The organism is Microbacterium invictum, assembly GCF_034421375.1.
In the GTDB taxonomy this organism is placed as follows: domain Bacteria; phylum Actinomycetota; class Actinomycetes; order Actinomycetales; family Microbacteriaceae; genus Microbacterium; species Microbacterium invictum_A.
Window position 1 is genome coordinate 2,370,654 of record NZ_CP139779.1, and the last position, 16,484, is coordinate 2,387,137.

14 protein-coding genes are annotated in these 16,484 nt (G+C 70.8%); 3 read left to right on the forward strand and 11 right to left on the reverse strand.

Going from position 1 to position 16,484, the window contains the following annotated elements; translation table 11 throughout:
- Nucleotides 1–158: 158 nt before the first annotated feature.
- Nucleotides 159–1,829, forward strand: coding sequence for an MFS transporter (locus T9R20_RS11515; RefSeq protein WP_322409449.1), 1,671 nt, complete (start codon nucleotides 159–161; stop codon nucleotides 1,827–1,829).
- Nucleotides 1,826–3,940 (forward strand): S9 family peptidase, encoded by a 2,115-nt coding sequence (locus tag T9R20_RS11520; RefSeq protein WP_322409450.1) that lies wholly within the window; start codon nucleotides 1,826–1,828, stop codon nucleotides 3,938–3,940. Before T9R20_RS11515 ends, T9R20_RS11520 begins: the two co-directional genes overlap by 4 nt.
- Before the next feature lie 59 nt (nucleotides 3,941–3,999).
- Here T9R20_RS11520 and T9R20_RS11525 read toward each other — a convergent pair whose 3' ends face one another.
- The 3 genes from T9R20_RS11525 to T9R20_RS11535 all read right to left on the reverse strand — a co-directional run bounded on the left by T9R20_RS11525 (nucleotide 4,000) and on the right by T9R20_RS11535 (nucleotide 8,194).
- Nucleotides 4,000–5,028 carry an ATP-dependent 6-phosphofructokinase gene (locus tag T9R20_RS11525; protein ID WP_322409451.1) on the reverse strand — a complete coding sequence of 343 codons (1,029 nt, stop codon included), beginning with the start codon at nucleotides 5,026–5,028 and terminating at the stop codon, nucleotides 4,000–4,002.
- Between the two features lie 104 nt (nucleotides 5,029–5,132).
- Nucleotides 5,133–7,316, reverse strand: a complete 2,184-nt coding sequence (locus tag T9R20_RS11530; RefSeq protein ID WP_322409452.1) for a DEAD/DEAH box helicase — start codon at nucleotides 7,314–7,316, stop codon at nucleotides 5,133–5,135.
- 230 nt (nucleotides 7,317–7,546) lie between these two features.
- On the reverse strand, nucleotides 7,547–8,194 hold the full coding sequence (locus T9R20_RS11535) for a hypothetical protein (RefSeq protein ID WP_322409453.1): 648 nt from the start codon (nucleotides 8,192–8,194) through the stop codon (nucleotides 7,547–7,549).
- A gap of 62 nt (nucleotides 8,195–8,256) precedes the next feature.
- On the opposite strand from T9R20_RS11535, the gene T9R20_RS11540 reads away from it, so the two are divergent.
- Entirely contained in the window at nucleotides 8,257–9,639 is a 1,383-nt protein-coding gene (locus tag T9R20_RS11540) for an MFS transporter (RefSeq protein ID WP_322409454.1), read from the forward strand.
- Here T9R20_RS11540 and T9R20_RS11545 read toward each other — a convergent pair.
- Genes T9R20_RS11545 through T9R20_RS11580 form a run of 8 tightly spaced genes read right to left on the reverse strand, consistent with a single transcriptional unit; the run spans nucleotide 9,632 to nucleotide 16,436 of the window.
- A complete protein-coding gene (locus T9R20_RS11545; protein WP_322409455.1) occupies nucleotides 9,632–10,495 on the reverse strand; it encodes an aldehyde dehydrogenase family protein in 864 nt (287 codons plus the stop codon). The two genes, T9R20_RS11540 and T9R20_RS11545, sit on opposite strands and share 8 nt — an antisense overlap.
- Nucleotides 10,496–10,506: 11 nt before the next feature.
- Nucleotides 10,507–11,982: an aldehyde dehydrogenase family protein gene (locus tag T9R20_RS11550; RefSeq protein ID WP_416182903.1), complete on the reverse strand. Its 1,476-nt coding sequence runs from the start codon at nucleotides 11,980–11,982 to the stop codon at nucleotides 10,507–10,509.
- Between the two features lie 10 nt (nucleotides 11,983–11,992).
- A complete protein-coding gene (gene deoC, locus T9R20_RS11555; RefSeq protein ID WP_322409456.1) occupies nucleotides 11,993–13,000 on the reverse strand; it encodes a deoxyribose-phosphate aldolase in 1,008 nt (335 codons plus the stop codon).
- Between the two features lie 45 nt (nucleotides 13,001–13,045).
- Nucleotides 13,046–14,023 carry a bifunctional riboflavin kinase/FAD synthetase gene (locus T9R20_RS11560; RefSeq protein ID WP_322409457.1) on the reverse strand — a complete coding sequence of 326 codons (978 nt, stop codon included), beginning with the start codon at nucleotides 14,021–14,023 and terminating at the stop codon, nucleotides 13,046–13,048.
- A complete protein-coding gene (locus T9R20_RS11565) occupies nucleotides 14,020–14,466 on the reverse strand; it encodes a hypothetical protein (RefSeq protein ID WP_322409458.1) in 447 nt (148 codons plus the stop codon). Before T9R20_RS11565 ends, T9R20_RS11560 begins: the two co-directional genes overlap by 4 nt.
- Nucleotides 14,467–14,503: 37 nt before the next feature.
- Entirely contained in the window at nucleotides 14,504–14,872 is a 369-nt protein-coding gene (locus T9R20_RS11570; RefSeq protein ID WP_322409459.1) for a hypothetical protein, read from the reverse strand.
- Nucleotides 14,869–15,750, reverse strand: a complete 882-nt coding sequence (gene truB, locus T9R20_RS11575) for a tRNA pseudouridine(55) synthase TruB (RefSeq protein WP_322409460.1) — start codon at nucleotides 15,748–15,750, stop codon at nucleotides 14,869–14,871. Before truB ends, T9R20_RS11570 begins: the two co-directional genes overlap by 4 nt.
- Nucleotides 15,750–16,436: a uridine kinase gene (locus tag T9R20_RS11580; RefSeq protein ID WP_322409461.1), complete on the reverse strand. Its 687-nt coding sequence runs from the start codon at nucleotides 16,434–16,436 to the stop codon at nucleotides 15,750–15,752. Before T9R20_RS11580 ends, truB begins: the two co-directional genes overlap by 1 nt.
- Nucleotides 16,437–16,484 lie beyond the last annotated feature (48 nt).

The following is a 16,484-nucleotide window of genomic DNA, read 5'->3' on the forward strand; positions in this document are numbered from 1 at the left end:
TCACCCGCCCTTCCAGCGGTCAACTCATCCGGCTCTGCCGCCGGGCTGTCGTCGGCGCACCGGCTCGACGCCCGGTGGGGTGGTGCGGCGCCTGGGCCGAGGGTGTTGAATGAGCTCGCGAGCTCCCCATCCATCTCCGGACGAGGGCAGGTGGCCGGATGAAGAAGTGGTCCGTCGTTCTGATCCTGGGCGCGGCCCAGTTCGTGATGGTGCTCGACAGCACCGTCATGAACGTGTCGATCTCGACCGTGGTGGCCGACCTCGACAGCAGCGTCACCGCCATGCAGACGGCGATCACCTTCTACACGCTCACGATGGCCGCGACGATGCTGCTCGGCGCGAAGCTCGGCGACATCTGGGGGCGACGCCGCGCACTCGTCATCGGGTCGATCGTCTACGCCGCCGGCTCGCTGGTGACCGCGCTCAGCCCGAACATGCTGACGCTGTTCCTCGGGTGGTCTGTCGTCGAGGGCCTCGGCGCGGTGCTCGTCATCCCCGCCATCGCGGCGCTCCTGGCCGACAACTACGACGGTCCCGATCGCGTCACGGCGTTCGCCGCCATCGGGGCCGTCTCCGGCGCCGCCGTCGCCGCCGGACCTCTCATCGGCGGGTTCATGACCACCTACCTCAGCTGGCGATACGTGTTCGTCGCCGAGGTCGTCATCATGGCGGTCGTCGTGGTCTTCGCCGGACGCATCGCCGACAAGGCGGCGCGGCGGCGCCTCGGTATCGACGTGCCGAGCGTTCTGCTGTCGGCGTCCGGCCTCGTCGCGATCGTCTACGGGATGCTGCAGAGCAAGGTCTGGGGATGGATCGTGCCGCTGCGCTCCCCCGAGATCGGCGGAGTGGAGATCGCGCCGCTGGGCATCTCGCTCACGGCGTGGCTGATCGTCGTGGGCGGCGCGCTTCTGAGCCTGTTCTTCGCGCGGCAGCGCCGCCTGGTCGCCCGGGGACGCGACCCGCTCCTTCACGTGCAGCTCCTCTCCATCCGGCGGCTGCGCAGCGGATTGAGCGTCCTCGGCGGTCAGTACGCGATCACGGCGGGGCTGTTCTTCATGGTTCCGGTGTACCTCCAGATGACGCTCGGCTTCGATGCCCTCGAGACCGGGGTCCGCATCTTCCCCCTGTCGGTGTCGCTCATCCTGTTCTCGGTCGTGGGCACACGACTGTCGGCGCGCTGGTCGCCGAAGCGGATCGTCCGCGTCGGCCAGTGGACCCTCGCCGCGAGCAGCCTCGTCCTCCTCACCGCCGTCGACCCCGAGCTGTCCAGCCCCGCGTTCGGTCTCGGCATGTTCTGCGCCGGCGCCGGACTCGGGCTCCTCGCCTCGCAACTGGGCAACGTCAACATGTCGTCGGTCACCGAGAAGGAGACCAGCGAGGTCGGAGGCCTACAGGGCGTGTTCCAGAACCTGGGTTCCTCGCTCGGCACGGCGCTGATCGGATCGATCCTCATCGGCGCCCTCGCCACGTCGTTCGCGAGCGGCGTCGCTCAGAGCTCGCTGCCCGCCGAGACCCAGGCGATCGTCGCCGAACGCACGGAGGGCGGTGTCGAGATCGTGCCGGCCGACAGCGTGCCGGAGATCGCGACCGAAGCGGGCCTCGGCGACGCGGAGGCGGCGGAGTTGCAGACGGTGTACGTCCAGTCGCAGCTCGCGTCGCTGCGCACGGCGCTGTTCGCTCTCATCCTGCTCGCGCTGGCGTCGCTGCTGCTGTCCCGGGGGATCCCGGATGATGTCCCCCGTCGCAGCGGGGCCGCGCCGACGCAGGCACCTTCCACCCCTCGCGGGCCGGACTCGGGCCCGGAGGAGTCGACTAGCGTGGAGCGGTGACCACCGACGCCGCATCCCTCACGCCGCCCGTTGCCGCACGCACGACGATCGTCCGGAGTCATCACGGCGACGACGTCGAGGACCCCTACGAGTGGCTCAGAGCGAAAGACGACCCCGCGGTGATCGCGCACCTCGAGGCCGAGAACGCCTACACCGCCGCCCGCACGGCGCACCTGTCCGGCCTTCGGGATCGGGTGTTCGAGGAGATCCGTTCCCGCACACAGGAGACCGACCTCTCGGTGCCCAGCCGCCAGGGCCACTGGTGGTACTACGGCCGTACGGTGGCCGGCAAGCAGTACGGCATCCAGTGCCGGGCCCCGCTGGCGTCCGCCGACGATTGGACCCCTCCCGTGCTCGCGCCGGACGCCGAGGTTCCCGGCGAGCAGATCCTGCTCGACAGCAACGTCGAGGCCGAAGGACAGGAGTTCTTCTCGCTCGGCAGCTTCGACGTCTCCACGGACGGCACCCGCATGCTCTTCGGCGTCGACGTCGCCGGCGACGAGCGATACACGATCCGCGTCCGCGACCTCGTGACCGGGGAGCAGCTCCCCGACGAGATCCCCGACACCTTCGCCGGCGCGAGCTTCTCGCCCGACGGCCGGTTCATCGTGTACACCACGGTCGACGACGCCTGGCGCCCCGACACCGTCTGGCTCCACGAGATCGGCACCCCCGTGGACGGCGACGTCACGCTCTTCCACGAACCCGACGAGCGGTATTGGGTGGGCGCAGGGTTCACGCGCAGCGAGCGCTACCTCGTCATCAGCCTGGGGTCTTCGATCACCTCCGAGGAGTGGCTCGTCGACGCCGCCGACCTCCGGTCCGAGCCCAGGGTGATCTGGCCCCGCCGCGAAGGGGTGGAGTACGACGTCTCCCACGCGGTCGTCGACGGCGAGGACGTGCTGTACATCCTCCACAACGACGGCGCGCTCGACTTCGAGCTCGTGCGCGTGTCCGCGGCCGACCCGCAGGGGGCCCGCCTCAGCGTCATCCCCCACCGCCCCGGCATCCGTCTGCTGGGTCTGTCCACCTTCCGCGACTGGGGTGTGATCGGGTACCGCCGCGAAGGCCTGGCGCGACTCGGGATGCTGGATTACGACGCCTCCTCGGTGTCGGAGATCGCCTTCGACGAGCCGCTGTACTCCGTCGGCACCGGGGGCAACCCCGAGTGGGCGCCGCCGCTCCTGCGGCTGTCCTACGGCTCCTTCGTCACGCCCGGCACGGTCTTCGACTACGAGGTCGCCACCGGCGAGCTGCTGCTGCGCAAGCGGCAGCCGGTGCTGGGCGGCTACGACCCCGCCGCGTACGGACAGGCCCGGGTCTGGGCGGCGGCCGACGACGGCACGCAGGTGCCGGTGTCACTGGTCTGGAAGCGCGCGTTCGGCGATCCCGGCGAGGCGCCGCGTCCGGTGCACCTGTACGGCTACGGCTCGTACGAGCACTCCATCGAGCCGGGATTCTCGGTGCCGCGTCTGTCGGAGCTCGACCGCGGGGTGGTCTTCGCCGTCGCCCACGTCCGCGGGGGCGGCGAGATGGGCCGGCAGTGGTACGAGGACGGCAAGCTCCTGGCCAAGCGCAACACCTTCACCGACTTCGTCGCCGTCGCCGAGCATCTGATCCGCGGCGGCTACACCACCGCCGAGCGGCTGGTGGCCGAGGGCGGCAGCGCCGGCGGACTGCTCATGGGAGCGGTGGCGAACCTCGCTCCCGAGAGCTTCGCGGGGATCCTCGCCGACGTGCCGTTCGTGGACGCGCTGACGACGATCCTCGACCCGTCGCTGCCGCTGACCGTCATCGAGTGGGACGAGTGGGGCGACCCGCTGCACGACGCCGACGTCTACGCGTACATGAAGTCGTACACGCCCTACGAGAACGTGCGGGAGGGGGTGCGGTACCCCCGCATCCTCGCCGTGACCTCGCTCAACGACACCCGCGTGCTCTATGTCGAGCCGGCGAAGTGGGTCGCGCGGCTGCGCGAGGTCGGCGCCGACGCGCTGCTGAAGTGCGAGATGGTCGCCGGGCACGGCGGCGTCTCGGGCCGCTACAACGCCTGGCGAGAGCGCGCCTTCGAGCTCGCGTGGCTGCTGGACGTGCTCGGCGTCGCGGACTGACCGGGCGGGCGGAGCCCCCCGACCCTGCCGATACTGCCTCGCCGGCGCGCAGCGCGGGGTCAGCCGAAGAGCGCGGCGGCCTCGTCGTAGCGGTAGCGCGGCACGGTGTTGAGCTCGCCCAGCGCCTCGGCGAACGGCACACGCACGATGTCCGTGCCGCGCAGGGCGACCATCTTGCCCCACTCGGCGTCCATCACCGCGTCGGCGGTGTGGAGCCCGAGCCGGGTGGCCAGCACCCGATCGAAGCCCGAGGGCGATCCCCCGCGCTGGATGTGGCCGAGCACCGTGGCGCGGGTCTCGATGCCGGTGATGCGCTCGATCTCGGGGGCCAGCACCTCGCTGATGCCGCCCAGGCGCGGCCGGTTGAAGGCGTCGAGTCCCTTGTCGCTGAAGGCCTCGTCCATACCCATGAGCTTGAAGCCCTCCGACACGACGACCAGCGGCGCACGGCCGCGATCGTGTGCCTTGGTGACGAGCTCGCAGATGTCGTCGATCGTCAGCGGCACCTCGGGGATGAGGATCGCGTGCGCTCCCGCGGCGATGCCGGCGTGCAGCGCGATCCAGCCGACGTGGCGCCCCATGACCTCCGCGACCATGCAGCGCTGGTGCGAGTCGCCTGTGGTGCGGAGGCGATCCATCGCCTCGGAGGCGATGTTGACCGCGGTGTCGAAGCCGAAGGAGTAGTCGGTGGCGCGCAGGTCGTTGTCGATCGTCTTGGGGACGCCGATGACGTTGATGCCGTCCTTCGACAGCCGGTCTGCGGCGGCGAGGGTCCCCTCCCCGCCGATGGCGATGATGCCGTCGATGCGATGACCGTAGAGGGTCTTGGCGATGTTCTCCGCGCCCCCGCGGGAGCCCTCGTAGGGGTTCGTACGGCTCGTCCCGAGGATCGTGCCGCCGACCTTCGACAGGCCCTTCACCTCGTGACGGGTCAGGGGGAAGAAGTCCGCGTCGACGACCCCGCGCCAGCCGTCGCGGATGCCGACGAACTCCAGGTCGTAGGTGGTCGTGCCCTTCAGCACGACGCCGCGGATGACGGCGTTCAGGCCGGGGCAGTCGCCGCCGCTGGTCAGGATGCCGATCTTCATGTGTGTCCTTGGTGCTCTCGGGGTGGGGCTATCGGCGACGCTGCCTCACCCCGAGAGTACTGCCGGATGCCGCGGGCGCACCAACCCGGTGCGCCCGGCGTCGTTCAGACCTCCCCCAGCGCCCGCCGAGTGAGGTGCATCAGCGCCGACAGCTGCACCGAGTCGCTGGACTCGGGGTCCACCGCGATGCCGTCGAGGGCGCGCTGCGCGAGCCCCTGCTTGGAATCGATGAGCTCGGCGATCTTCGTGTCGATGGTGTGGGCGGCGATGATCCGCCACGCTGTGACGGGCTCGGCCTGGCCGATGCGGTGCACGCGGTCGATGGCCTGCGTCTGCTCGGCGGCCGTCCACGACAGCTCCGCCAGCACCACGTTGGACGCCGCCTGCATGTTCACCCCGACACCTGCGGCCGTCAGCGAACACACCGCCACTCCGACCTCGGGGTCGTTGTTGAAGGCGTCGATGGCCTCCTGCCGGGCGGTGGAGGTCTGGTCGCCGCGCAGCGACACCGAACGCAGCCCCGACGCACGGAAGTGCGCCTCGGCGGCGTCCATCACGTCGATGTGCTTGGCGAAGAACACCACCTTGCCCACCGAGCGCTGCAGCTGCACCGCGTAGTCGGCGGCCAGGTGGGCCTTGGCCTGACCGATGCGGCGCACCATGGTGAAGACGTTCTCCGAGCCGGTGCCCTGCGCCTTGGACTCATCCAGCTCGTTCTGCGCGACCAGACGCACGATGTCGTCGTCGAGCTCGCCGGGCAGGTGCAGCGTCGCCTGCCCCTGGCGGGCGGTGCCGCGGGCCTCGACGATCCTGCGGTAGCGCGACGCGAGGCGCTCACCCAGCTCGCGCTCGGCCTGCCGGATCGAGCGGCCGAATTCGTCGTCGAGCTCGACCGGGAGGTCGGCGATCAGCTTGTCGGGGAGGTCTGCCGCGACATCCGTCTTCAGGCGCCGGACGATCCCCATGGAGATGACCGCCTCGCGGGCGGCGGGATAGAACGCCTTGTCGGCCGGGGTGAGCCCCGACTCGTCCAGCTTCTCCATGAGCTCAGGCCCGGGCTTCTCGCCGTTGGTCCAGCCGAGGAAGCGCCAGATGGCGTCGAAGTCTTCGACGTCGTTGATCAGCGGCGTCCCGGTGAGAGCAAGCATGAGGGGGTCGCGCACCTGCTCGCGGATGCGCCCCGCCAGAGCGAGGACGTTCTGCGAGCGGAGCGAGGTGAGGTTCTTGATGAAGTGGGCCTCGTCGACCACCATGCCCTTCAACCCGATCGAGCTCAGCCACGACAGGTGCCGATCGAGGATCTCGTAGTTGACGATGAACACGTCGGCGAAGGCGTCCATGGTCTCGCCATCGCCGTGGATCACGGTGGCCCGGCGCTGCGGCGTCCAGCGCGCGACCTCGCGCGCCCAGTTCATCTTCACGACGTTCGGGACGACGGCCAGCAGCGGGTAGGCGTCGGCGACCGACGCGGCGAGCACCGACTCGGCGGTCTTGCCGAGCCCGGGTTCGTCGGCCAGGAGGAAGGACCGGTGCCCCTGACGCACCGCCTCGAGGAAGCGCGACTGGTGCGGCATGACCTCCAGGCCCTTGGGCGAGAGGCGGTCGAACTCGGGCACGGGGGGAAGATCCATGGATGCCGCTCCGCCGCCGGCTCCGGTCTCGAAGGCCTTGTACAGCGGACCCATGAGCTCCCACCCGTCCAGGCGGCGTCGGACGCCGCCCGTGGGCGCCGGGCGCGACAGGTCGGGGGCGAGGAAGGGGTTCGCCATCTGGCGGGCCTCGACGGTCGGGGGCACGACCTGACGCTCCGCCAGTGCCGCCGGGACAACCTGGGCGGGCGTCGGGGCGGTGTCGGTGATGATCAGCTCGTCAGGCGCCAGCTCCGCACCGGACTCCAGGAGCCAGTCACGTCGCATGCGACGGGCGACGGGCGAGGTGGCCTGGTCGACCTCGAGCAGCTGGATGAGCGAGGTGTCGCGAGCCGCCGTCTTGGCGAGGATCGTCGCGACGCCGTCGAGCCGCTTCAGCAGCTCTGAACGCGTGGCATCGGTGATCTCGGTGTCGGCCTTGACACGGGCGCGCTCCTCACGGACGAGGAAGGCGATCACCTGGAACTTGACGCGATTGGTGGGCCCGAGCTTTCCGCGCTGGGCCTTGGCCTCGACCTCGCGCACCTTGCGGGCGAGGATCGGGATGACGGGAGCGTCATCGTCGCGACGGGACGATGACCTCCTGCGACCGGATGCAGAGCGCGAACGCGAATCCTGGGCGGGTGCCGTGGTCGGCATGCTCCTCCTGAGCGTGAGTGCCGGTGAAGTCCGGCGGGTGTCCGGCGAGGCCGGTGAGCGACGGGGTCCGCGGGCGGCGGTCCGTCACGACGCGGGTCGGAGTTCTCGGCCGGGCGGCTGCGGGTACTCGCTTCAGCGAGCTGCGGCGACGCCGATGAGATCTCCGGCATCGATTCTAGCGCGCCGTCGGGCCGAGCGTGCACCCCGCCCACCGCGCGCGGCGCGTCGGCTCAGCCCCAGAGGGTCTGGACGACGTCCTCGCTGTACCCCTCGGGCGCGAAGTTGACGTAGGCGGTGGCCACCCATCCGTTGTCGCGGACCACGTGCACCTCTCCGCGCGTGTACGGCACGTCGTCGAGGGAGACGCCGCGCTGCTCGATCCGGCAGATCGTCCCCCCGAGCGCGTCCTCGCAGCCGAAGCCCGACTCCACCAGGCCGGTGCGCAGCGCGGCGGCCTGGGTGGCGTCGATGACCGTGACGGTCGTGGCGAGCCCCGACTCGCTGGGCACGCCCCACGAGCACCGGATCGACGGCGGCGAGGCGGCGAGGATCTCCAGGCCCACCGCGTTCTCGGTGGAGTACATCGTCACGCCGGGATCGTTCAGCGGCGGGTTCTGCTCGTTCAGGGACTGCAGCATCCCGGCGGAGTAGATGTCCTCGCACCCCTCGGGCAGCTGCAGCGTGTCGGGCAGCATGGTCTCGATCGGCGACGGGGTCGGCGCCGGCGAGACCGGCGTGGCGCCGTCCGACGGCGTCGCACTGGAGGTCGGGGTGGACGGCGACGGGGTGGAGCCCGGTTCCGGCACGCACCCCGATACGACAGCGACGACCACGGCCGCACCGGCGGCCGCGACCAGCGCGCGTCGGATTCTCATCATGGGTGCCCCTTCCCCGTCGGACGTCCGGCTCTCGACGATACCTGCGGGAGTAGGGTGAGCGCGTGACCGATCCGCCGGCCGTCCGCGAGCGTGTCGTCCTCCTCGTCGCCATCCTCGCCTCGTTCGTCGCCTTCCTCGACGGCACGGTTGTCACCGTCGCCCTCCCCGCCATCGCCGACGAGCTCGGCGGGGGCCTTGCCACCCAGCAGTGGGTCGTCGACGCCTACCTGATCACCCTCGGTGCGCTCATCCTGGTGGCAGGATCGCTCAGTGACGTCTATGGCCGGACGGTGGTGCTGGTGTGGGGACTCATCGGTTTCGGGGTGACCTCGGTGGCGATCGCCGCGGCACCGACCGCGGAGTTCCTCATCGTCGCCCGGGCACTGCAGGGGGTCGCCGGCGCCCTGCTCGTGCCCAGTTCGCTCGCGCTCCTCACCGCGACCTTCCGCGGCCCCGCGCAGGCGCGTGCGATCGGCACGTGGACCGGCGCGACCACGGCCGCGATGCTCGTCGGTCCCCTTCTGGGCGGCGTCTTCGTCGACCTCCTGTCCTGGCGACTGGCGTTCCTCATCAACGTCGTCCCGATCGCGGTGACGCTCGCGCTCCTGCCCCGGATGGGACTGACCGAGAAGCGCGACCCCTCTCGGAGCGTCGACTGGCCCGGGGCCGTGATGTGCGCCCTCGGCCTCGGCGGGGTCGTGTTCGCCCTCATCGAGCAGCCGAACCTCGGGTGGTCGTCGCCGCTCATCTGGGCGACGCTGGTCCTCGGCATCCTGTCCTTCGCCGGGTTCCTCCTCCGCCAGCGCACCGCCCGCAGCCCCATGATGCCGCTCGGACTCTTCCGCGTCCGCAACTTCTGGGCCGGGAACATCGCCACCGCCTTCATCTACGGGGCGCTGTCGTTGAACGGATTCGTCGTGGGCGTCTACCTTCAACAGGGCGCGGGGCTCTCCGCGACGCTCGCGGGGCTGGCGACGCTTCCGAGCACCGTGCTGCTGATCCTCTTGAGCTCCCGCGTGGGGGCCCTCGCGGGGCGGCTCGGCCCGCGGGTGTTCATGACCGTCGGACCCCTGCTGATGGCCGGGGGCGCGCTGCTCCTGCTGACCGTGTCGGAGGAGTTCGACTACTGGTGGCAGGTGCTTCCCAGCGTGCTGATCTTCGGGCTCGGCCTGGCGGTGACGGTGTCGCCGCTGACCTCGGCCATCCTCGGGGCGATCGACACCTCGCGGTCGGGCATCGCCTCGGCGGTCAACAACGCCGTCTCGCGCGTGTCGGGGCTGCTCGTCATCGCCGCACTCGCGACGATCGTGGGCGGCACGCTGGACCTCGACGGCTTCCACCGCGCCGCGGTGGTGACCGCGGCGTTCCTGGCGCTCGGCGGGGCCATGTCGTGGCTGGGGATCCGCAACCCCGCTCCGCCCGGACAGCCGTCCGAGATCAGATGAGGCTCTTGGTGTGCCAGACGGTCTTCACCTCGGTGAAGGCGCTGATGCGCTGAAGGCTCGGCGCCGCGGCGTCCGGACCCGACTCGGGGGGAAGCACGCGCGTGAGCGTCTCCGCGGCCTTCACCTGCAGATCGAACCAGTCGATCCCGCCGGCGCCGACGAGGTCGAGCGCGTGCACATCGGGGTGACCCGCGAGCCACGGCGCGATCTCGGCGGGCGACCCGGTGAGGATGTTGACCACGCCGCCAGGGACGTCGGAGGTGGCCAGCACCTCGGCCAGGCTGATCGCCGAGAGGGGGAAGGCCTCCGAGGCGACGACGACCACGGTGTTGCCGGCGACGAGCGCCGGGGCGATGGCCGAGACGAGGCCCACCAGCGCCGTGTCCTGCGGCGCGATGACCCCGACCACCCCGGTGGGTTCGGGCACCGAGAGATTGAAATACGGCCCCGCGACCGGGTTGGCGTTGCCGGTGACCTGCGCGAACTTGTCGCACCACCCGGCGTACCAGACCCACCGATCGATGGCCTCGTCGACTTCGGCTGCCGCCTTCGTCTGCGCCAGACCGGTCTGCGCCGCGATCTCATCGATGAACTGGCCGCGCCGGCCCTCGAGCACCTCGGCGACGCGGTAGAGCACCTGACCGCGGTTGTACGCGGTCGCGCCGGACCACTTCTTCACGGCGCCGACGGCCGCGCCGACGGCATCGCGCGCATCTTTGCGGGACGCCTGCGCGGCGTTGGCGAGGAAGGCGCCCTTGGGCGCGCGCACCTCGAAGGTGCGACCCGATTCGCTGCGGGGGAAGGCACCGCCGATGAAGAGCTTGTAGGTCTTGGGAACGGTCAAACGCTGTGTCATGTCCTCGGTCCTCAGCTGTTCGCAGTGCTCGTCAGGTACGCCAGCAGCCCGTGCCGGCCACCCTCGCGCCCGTACCCGGACTCCTTGTACCCACCGAACGGGCTCGACGGGTCGAAGCGGTTGAAGGTGTTGGCCCAGACCACGCCGGCGCGGAGGCGATCGGCGACGGCGAGGATGCGCGACCCCTTGTCGCTCCAGATGCCGGCGGACAGGCCGTAGGGGGTGTTGTTGGCCTTGTCGATGGCCTCCGCGGGGGTGCGGAAGGTCAGCACCGACAGCACCGGTCCGAAGATCTCGTCGCGCGCGATGCGATGACTGGTCTGCACGCCCGTGAAGATCGTCGGCGGGAACCAGAAGCCGTTGTCGGGGATGACGCAGTCCGCGCTCCAGCGCTCGGCGCCCTCCTCCTCGCCGATGCGGCTGAGCTCGCGGATGCGGTCCAGCTGCTCCCGCGAGTTGATCGCTCCGATGTCGGTGTTCTTGTCGAGGGGGTCGCCGAGGCGGAGGGTCGACAGCCGCGCCTTCAGCCGGTCGACGACCTCGTCGTGGATCGACTCCTGGACGAGCAGTCGGCTGCCGGCGCAGCAGACGTGACCCTGGTTGAAGAAGATGCCGTTGACGATCCCCTCGATGGCCTGATCGATGGGCGCGTCCTCGAAGACGATGTTGGCCGCCTTGCCGCCGAGTTCCAGCGTCAGCTTTTTCGGGGTGCCGGCGACCGCACGGGCGATCTCGCGTCCGACGGCGGTCGATCCGGTGAAGGCGACCTTGTCGACATCCGGATGACGCACGAGCGCGGCGCCGGTCGCCCCGGCCCCGGTGATGATGTTGACCACGCCCGGGGGGAGGTCGGCCTGCTGGAGGATCTCGGCGAACAGCAGCGCCGACAGCGGCGTGGTCTCGGCGGGCTTGAGGACGACGGTGTTCCCGGCGGCCAGGGCCGGAGCCACCTTCCACGCGAGCATCAGCAGGGGGAAGTTCCACGGGATCACCTGCGCGGCCACGCCCAGCGGACGGGGATTCGCGCCCGCACCGGCGTAGTCAAGCTTGTCGGCCCATCCCGCGTAGTAGAAGAACCAGGCGGCGACCTGCGGGATGTCGACGTCGCGGCTCTCTTTGATCGGCTTGCCGTTGTCGAGGCTCTCGGCGACCGCCAGCTCGCGGGCGCGCTCCTGGACCAGGCGCGCGATGCGGAAGAGGTACTTGCCGCGGTCGCGCCCCGACATGGTCGACCAGGTCTTGTCGAACGCGCGCCGCGCCGCGGCGACGGCGGCGTCGACGTCGGTCTCGTCAGCGTGGGCGATCGTGGCGATGCGCTTCTCATCGGCCGGCGACACGGTGTCGAAGGGGGCGCCCGTCCCGGCTCGGAACTCGCCGCCGATGAAGAGTCCGTACTCGTCCCGGAGGTTCAGGATCGAGCGGGACTCGGGCGCCGGGGCGTAGTCGAGGAAGGACAGGGGGGCTGTGGTGTCGAGCTCGCGGGTCATCCGGGTCTCCTCAGTCGATCGTGACGTAGTCGGCGCCGGTGTAGTGGCCCGAGCGCAGCTTCTGCCGCTGGCGGAGGACGTCGTTCAGCAGGGACGACGCGCCGTAGCGGAACAGGTGCGGCTGGAGCCACTCCTCCCCCACGGTCTCGGCCACGAGCACCAGGTAGGCGATGGCGTCCTTCGCGGTGCGGATGCCGCCGGCGGGCTTGACCCCCACCCGCTGGCCGGTGGCGCGGTACCAGTCGCGGACGACCTCGAGCATGAGGAGGGTCGTCGGACGCGTGGCGGCGGGCTGGACCTTGCCGGTGGAGGTCTTGATGAAATCCGCTCCCGCGAGGATCGCCAGCCACGAGGCGCGCTTGATGTTGTCGTAGGTGTTCAGCTCGCCGGTCTCGAGGATGACCTTCAGCGAGGCGTAGGTGCCGTCCGCGCGGCGGCACGCCTGCTTGACCTGCGAGATCTGGTCGAACACCAGCCCGTAGCGGCCCGAGAGGAACGCCCCGCGATCGATCACCATGTCGATCTCGTCGGCGCCGGCGGCCACCGCCTCGGCGGTGTCGGCGAGCTTGATCGCGAGAGATGACCGGCCGCTCGGGAACGCGGTCGCGACGGCCGCGACACTGATGAGCCCGTCGTCGGGATCGCCGTGCGCCCCGCCCAGGGCGGCGACGGCGTCGGGGACCATGTCTCCGTACACGCACACCGCGGCCACCCGCGGACAGGTGGGGTCGGAGGGGTCGGGGGTCAGCGCCTTCGCCACGAGCGAGCGCACCTTGCCCGGGGTGTCCGCTCCCTCGAGGGTGGTGAGGTCGATCAGCTCGATGATGCGATCCAGGGCCCACGCCTTCGACGTCGTCTTGATCGATCGCGTGCCCAGCGCCGCAGCGCGCTGCTCGAGCCCGACGGCGTCGACGCCCGGGAGTCCGTGGAGGTAGCGCCGGAGGGTGGTGTCGTCCGGCTCACCGCCGAGGAGATCGACGGCGCGCTCGGCGAGCGTCTGCAATTCGGTGCGGCTCATGGCCCTTCCCTTTCCCGGTTGCCTGCGATCGGGCAAACCTCAAGCCTAGACGGTCAGCGCCGCCCGCACACGGTCGACGTCGTCGGCCATCTGCGCGATCAGCTGCGGGATGCCCTCGAAGGCCCCCATTCCCCGGATGCGATGACGGAACTGCACCTCGACGCGATGACCGTACAGATCCAGGTCGGTCTCGTCGAGGACGTAGGCCTCGACCTGCCGTCCGGTCACGTCGTCGAAAGTCGGGTTGGTGCCGATGCTGATGGCGGCGGGATAGCGGATGCTGCTGCGCGGTCCCTCCGGCTGGCTCGCTCCGATCACCCCCTCGTCCACGAGCCATCCCGCGTAGACGCCGTCTGCGGGGACGTAGCCTTCGCGATCGGCCGAGAGGTTCGCGGTGGGATAGCCCAGCTCCCTCCCCCGCTTGAAGCCGTGCACGACCTCTCCGCGCACCGACGGGGCACGCCCCAGGAGCTTTGCGGCGGTGTCGACGTCACCGGCTTCGAGGAGTTCGCGGATCCAGGTCGACGACACGCGGCGCTCTCCCTCGACCGCCCTGACGTCGTCGACGACCTGGAGGGAGAACCCGTGCTCGGCCGCGAGCTTTTCGAGCAGGTCCACGTCGCCGGCGCCGCTACGGCCGAACCGGAAGTCCCGGCCGACCAGCAGCATCGCGACGCCGAGCGCGTCGACCAGGAGTGTGCGGACGAACTGCCGGGGCTCGAGATCGGCGAGCTCGCGGTCGAAGGTCAGCATGAGCGTGGCGTCGACACCGGCCTCGGCCAGCAGTCGCAGCTTCTGGTCGGGTCCGACGAGGCTCACCGGGCAGAGGTCGGGGCGAAGGAGCGCCAGCGGATTGCGATCGAAGGTCACCGCGACCACCGGGGTGCCCATCGACGCGGCGTTGATCTTCGCGCGCTCGATGAGGGCGCGGTGACCGGCGTGGACGCCGTCGAACTTCCCGATGGCGACGACCGACGGGCCGAAGCCCCGGGGGATCTCCTCGGGAGTGCGGAAGACGATCACGGCGTCACCGCTGCGGCGCGAGCCGCCTGGGACCCGCGCGTCGCCGGGCGATGCAGAACGAGCCACCAGAGCCCGAGGAAGGGCAGCACGAGGGGGATCAGCAGATACCCCGCGCCGAACCAGGACCACACGGTGGGGTGGGCGAAGAGCGCGGGGAAGATGAAGCTGAGCGTCCCGATCACGAGGACGCCCGCGAGCTCGAAGCAGATCGCGATCCACGCCACGCGGTACCACACCCGCGAGCCGGAGAAGATCAGCGCGAGCGTGGCCACGATGTAGACCACCGCGGCCAGCGCCGAGAGCGTGTACGCCAGCGGCGCCTCGTCGAACTCCCGGACGATCTGCACGAATGAGCGTCCGGTGGCGGCGAGCGCCATGATGCCGTAGACGATGACGAGGACACGGCCGATGCCGGTCATGCGGGGGCGGGGCGTCGAGAACATGGCGTCCTCCATCCTACGTTCGCCGCCCCCCGGGCGGTCAGGCCAGCTGGATGGTCCAGATCACCTGCATCCGCCAGACCATCACCGCCACCGCGAGCGCCGCCACGCCCATGATCACGGTGCTCCAGCGGCTGCGCTCGACCAGCGCCCAGGCGACACCGGCGGGCGGAAGGAGCGCGGCCGAGACGAGGTAGACCCAGAACTCCAGCAGGCTGCCGGTGGGGGGATTGCCGGCGAACGGCGCGACGATCGCCACCACGATCTGCACGATGAGGAGCACTTCGACGAGGGCCATCGCCCCGACCGTGAGATCGCTCGGACGGCGGCCGGCAAGACCCAGGATGACGCCGAGAAGCCCGGCCGCGACGGCGACGGCGACCTGGATCAGGGTGAACCACAGGATCATCCCGCGACCTCCTCGGGCATGTTGACGACGCTCTTGATGTCCTGGCCCCGGCGTTCGACGATGCCGACCAGCACCCCGTCGGGGTCGATGGCCGCCGCACGCGGCGCGGGCAGGACTGATGCGATGCCGGTGAGCCGTTTGCCGTGCCGGAGGTCGCGCGCCTGCGCGGCGGTGACGCCGATGGAGCCGAGAACCGCCGCTGCCGCCTCGGCCGGGGGCCAGGGCGAGGCGTCCGCGAGATCGTCGACGGCGACGGCGTCGGCGAGGGGGAAGGGGCCGATGCGCGTGCGGCGGAGGGCCGTGAGATGCCCGCCGACACCGAGGGCGGCGCCGAGGTCGCGGGCGAGGGAGCGGATGTACGTGCCGCTGGAGCAGTCCACGGTCACGTCGAGATCGATCACGGAGCCCGTCCGGCGCTCGTCGGTCACCTCCAGGCGGGACACGGTCACCTCGCGTGCGGCGAGGACGACCTCCTGCCCGGAGCGGGCGAGGTCGTAGGCACGCCGGCCCTCGACCTTGATCGCCGAGTAGGTGCTCGGCACCTGGGAGATGGTGCCGCGAAGACCCGCCAGGTGCGCCTCGATCTCGCCTCGGGTCACGCCGGCGGCATCCGTCGTCGCGGTCGTCTCGCCGTCGGCGTCATCGGTCGTCGTCGCCTCGCCGAGCCGGATGGTGGCCTCGTAGGTCTTGTCGAGTCCGACGATGAAGGTGAGCAGGCGCGTGGCGGCATCCACCCCCAGCACGAGCAGTCCCGTCGCCATGGGGTCGAGCGTGCCGGCATGGCCGACCTTCCGCGTACCCCGGGCCCGGCGGGCTCGCGCGACGACGTCGTGGCTGGTGATGCCGGACGGCTTGTCGACCAGGAGGATCCCCGCCATCAGCAGGAATCCGCCCAGACGCGCCGGGGATGCGCGGGATCGGTGTTGTCGACGATGGCGGAGGCCTCGGCGCGCGGATCGGCGTCCTGGAGGTAGAGCTCCTGCCCCTCCCGATAGCGGGCGTTCGACGCGGCCCACGGATCGGGGTCGGTGCCGTCGCGCCGCGCCACGCGCTCGGCGGCGACGTCGATCGGGACGTCGAGCCACACCGACCAGTGCCAGATCCCGCGGAGTTCGGGACGCAGGAGGAAGACCCCGTCGACGATCAGAACGGCGTCGCGGGGGCCGGTGACCCACTCGGCCTCGACCGGCGCGTCCCGGCGATGGTCGAACGACGCGAGCTGGAATCCCGTCGAGCCACCGGTCTGCCCGCCGTCGCGGAACGGCTCGATGAGCACCCGCCGGAAGGTCGCGTAGTCGAACGAGTCGCGGTAGAAGCCCTCGGGCGAGGTCCGCCCGCGGGCGTAGCGTTCCGCCCGGGGCCGGTGGAAGCCGTCGATCGACGCGCGGAAGACCGCCGAGCCGTCCTCGGCGAAGACCTGTGCCAGGTGGTCGGCGAAGGTGGTCTTGCCGGCACCGTCGGTGCCGTCGACGGCGAGGATGATCCGCCCCGCACGGTAGTGCTGGCGCACCTCGTCGCGGAGCGACCGCCACAGCGTGGTGGCAGGCGTGACGGGCAGCTGCATGCCTCTCAGCCTACGACCGCGCGACCCGGGCGACATGCGGGTCTGTCT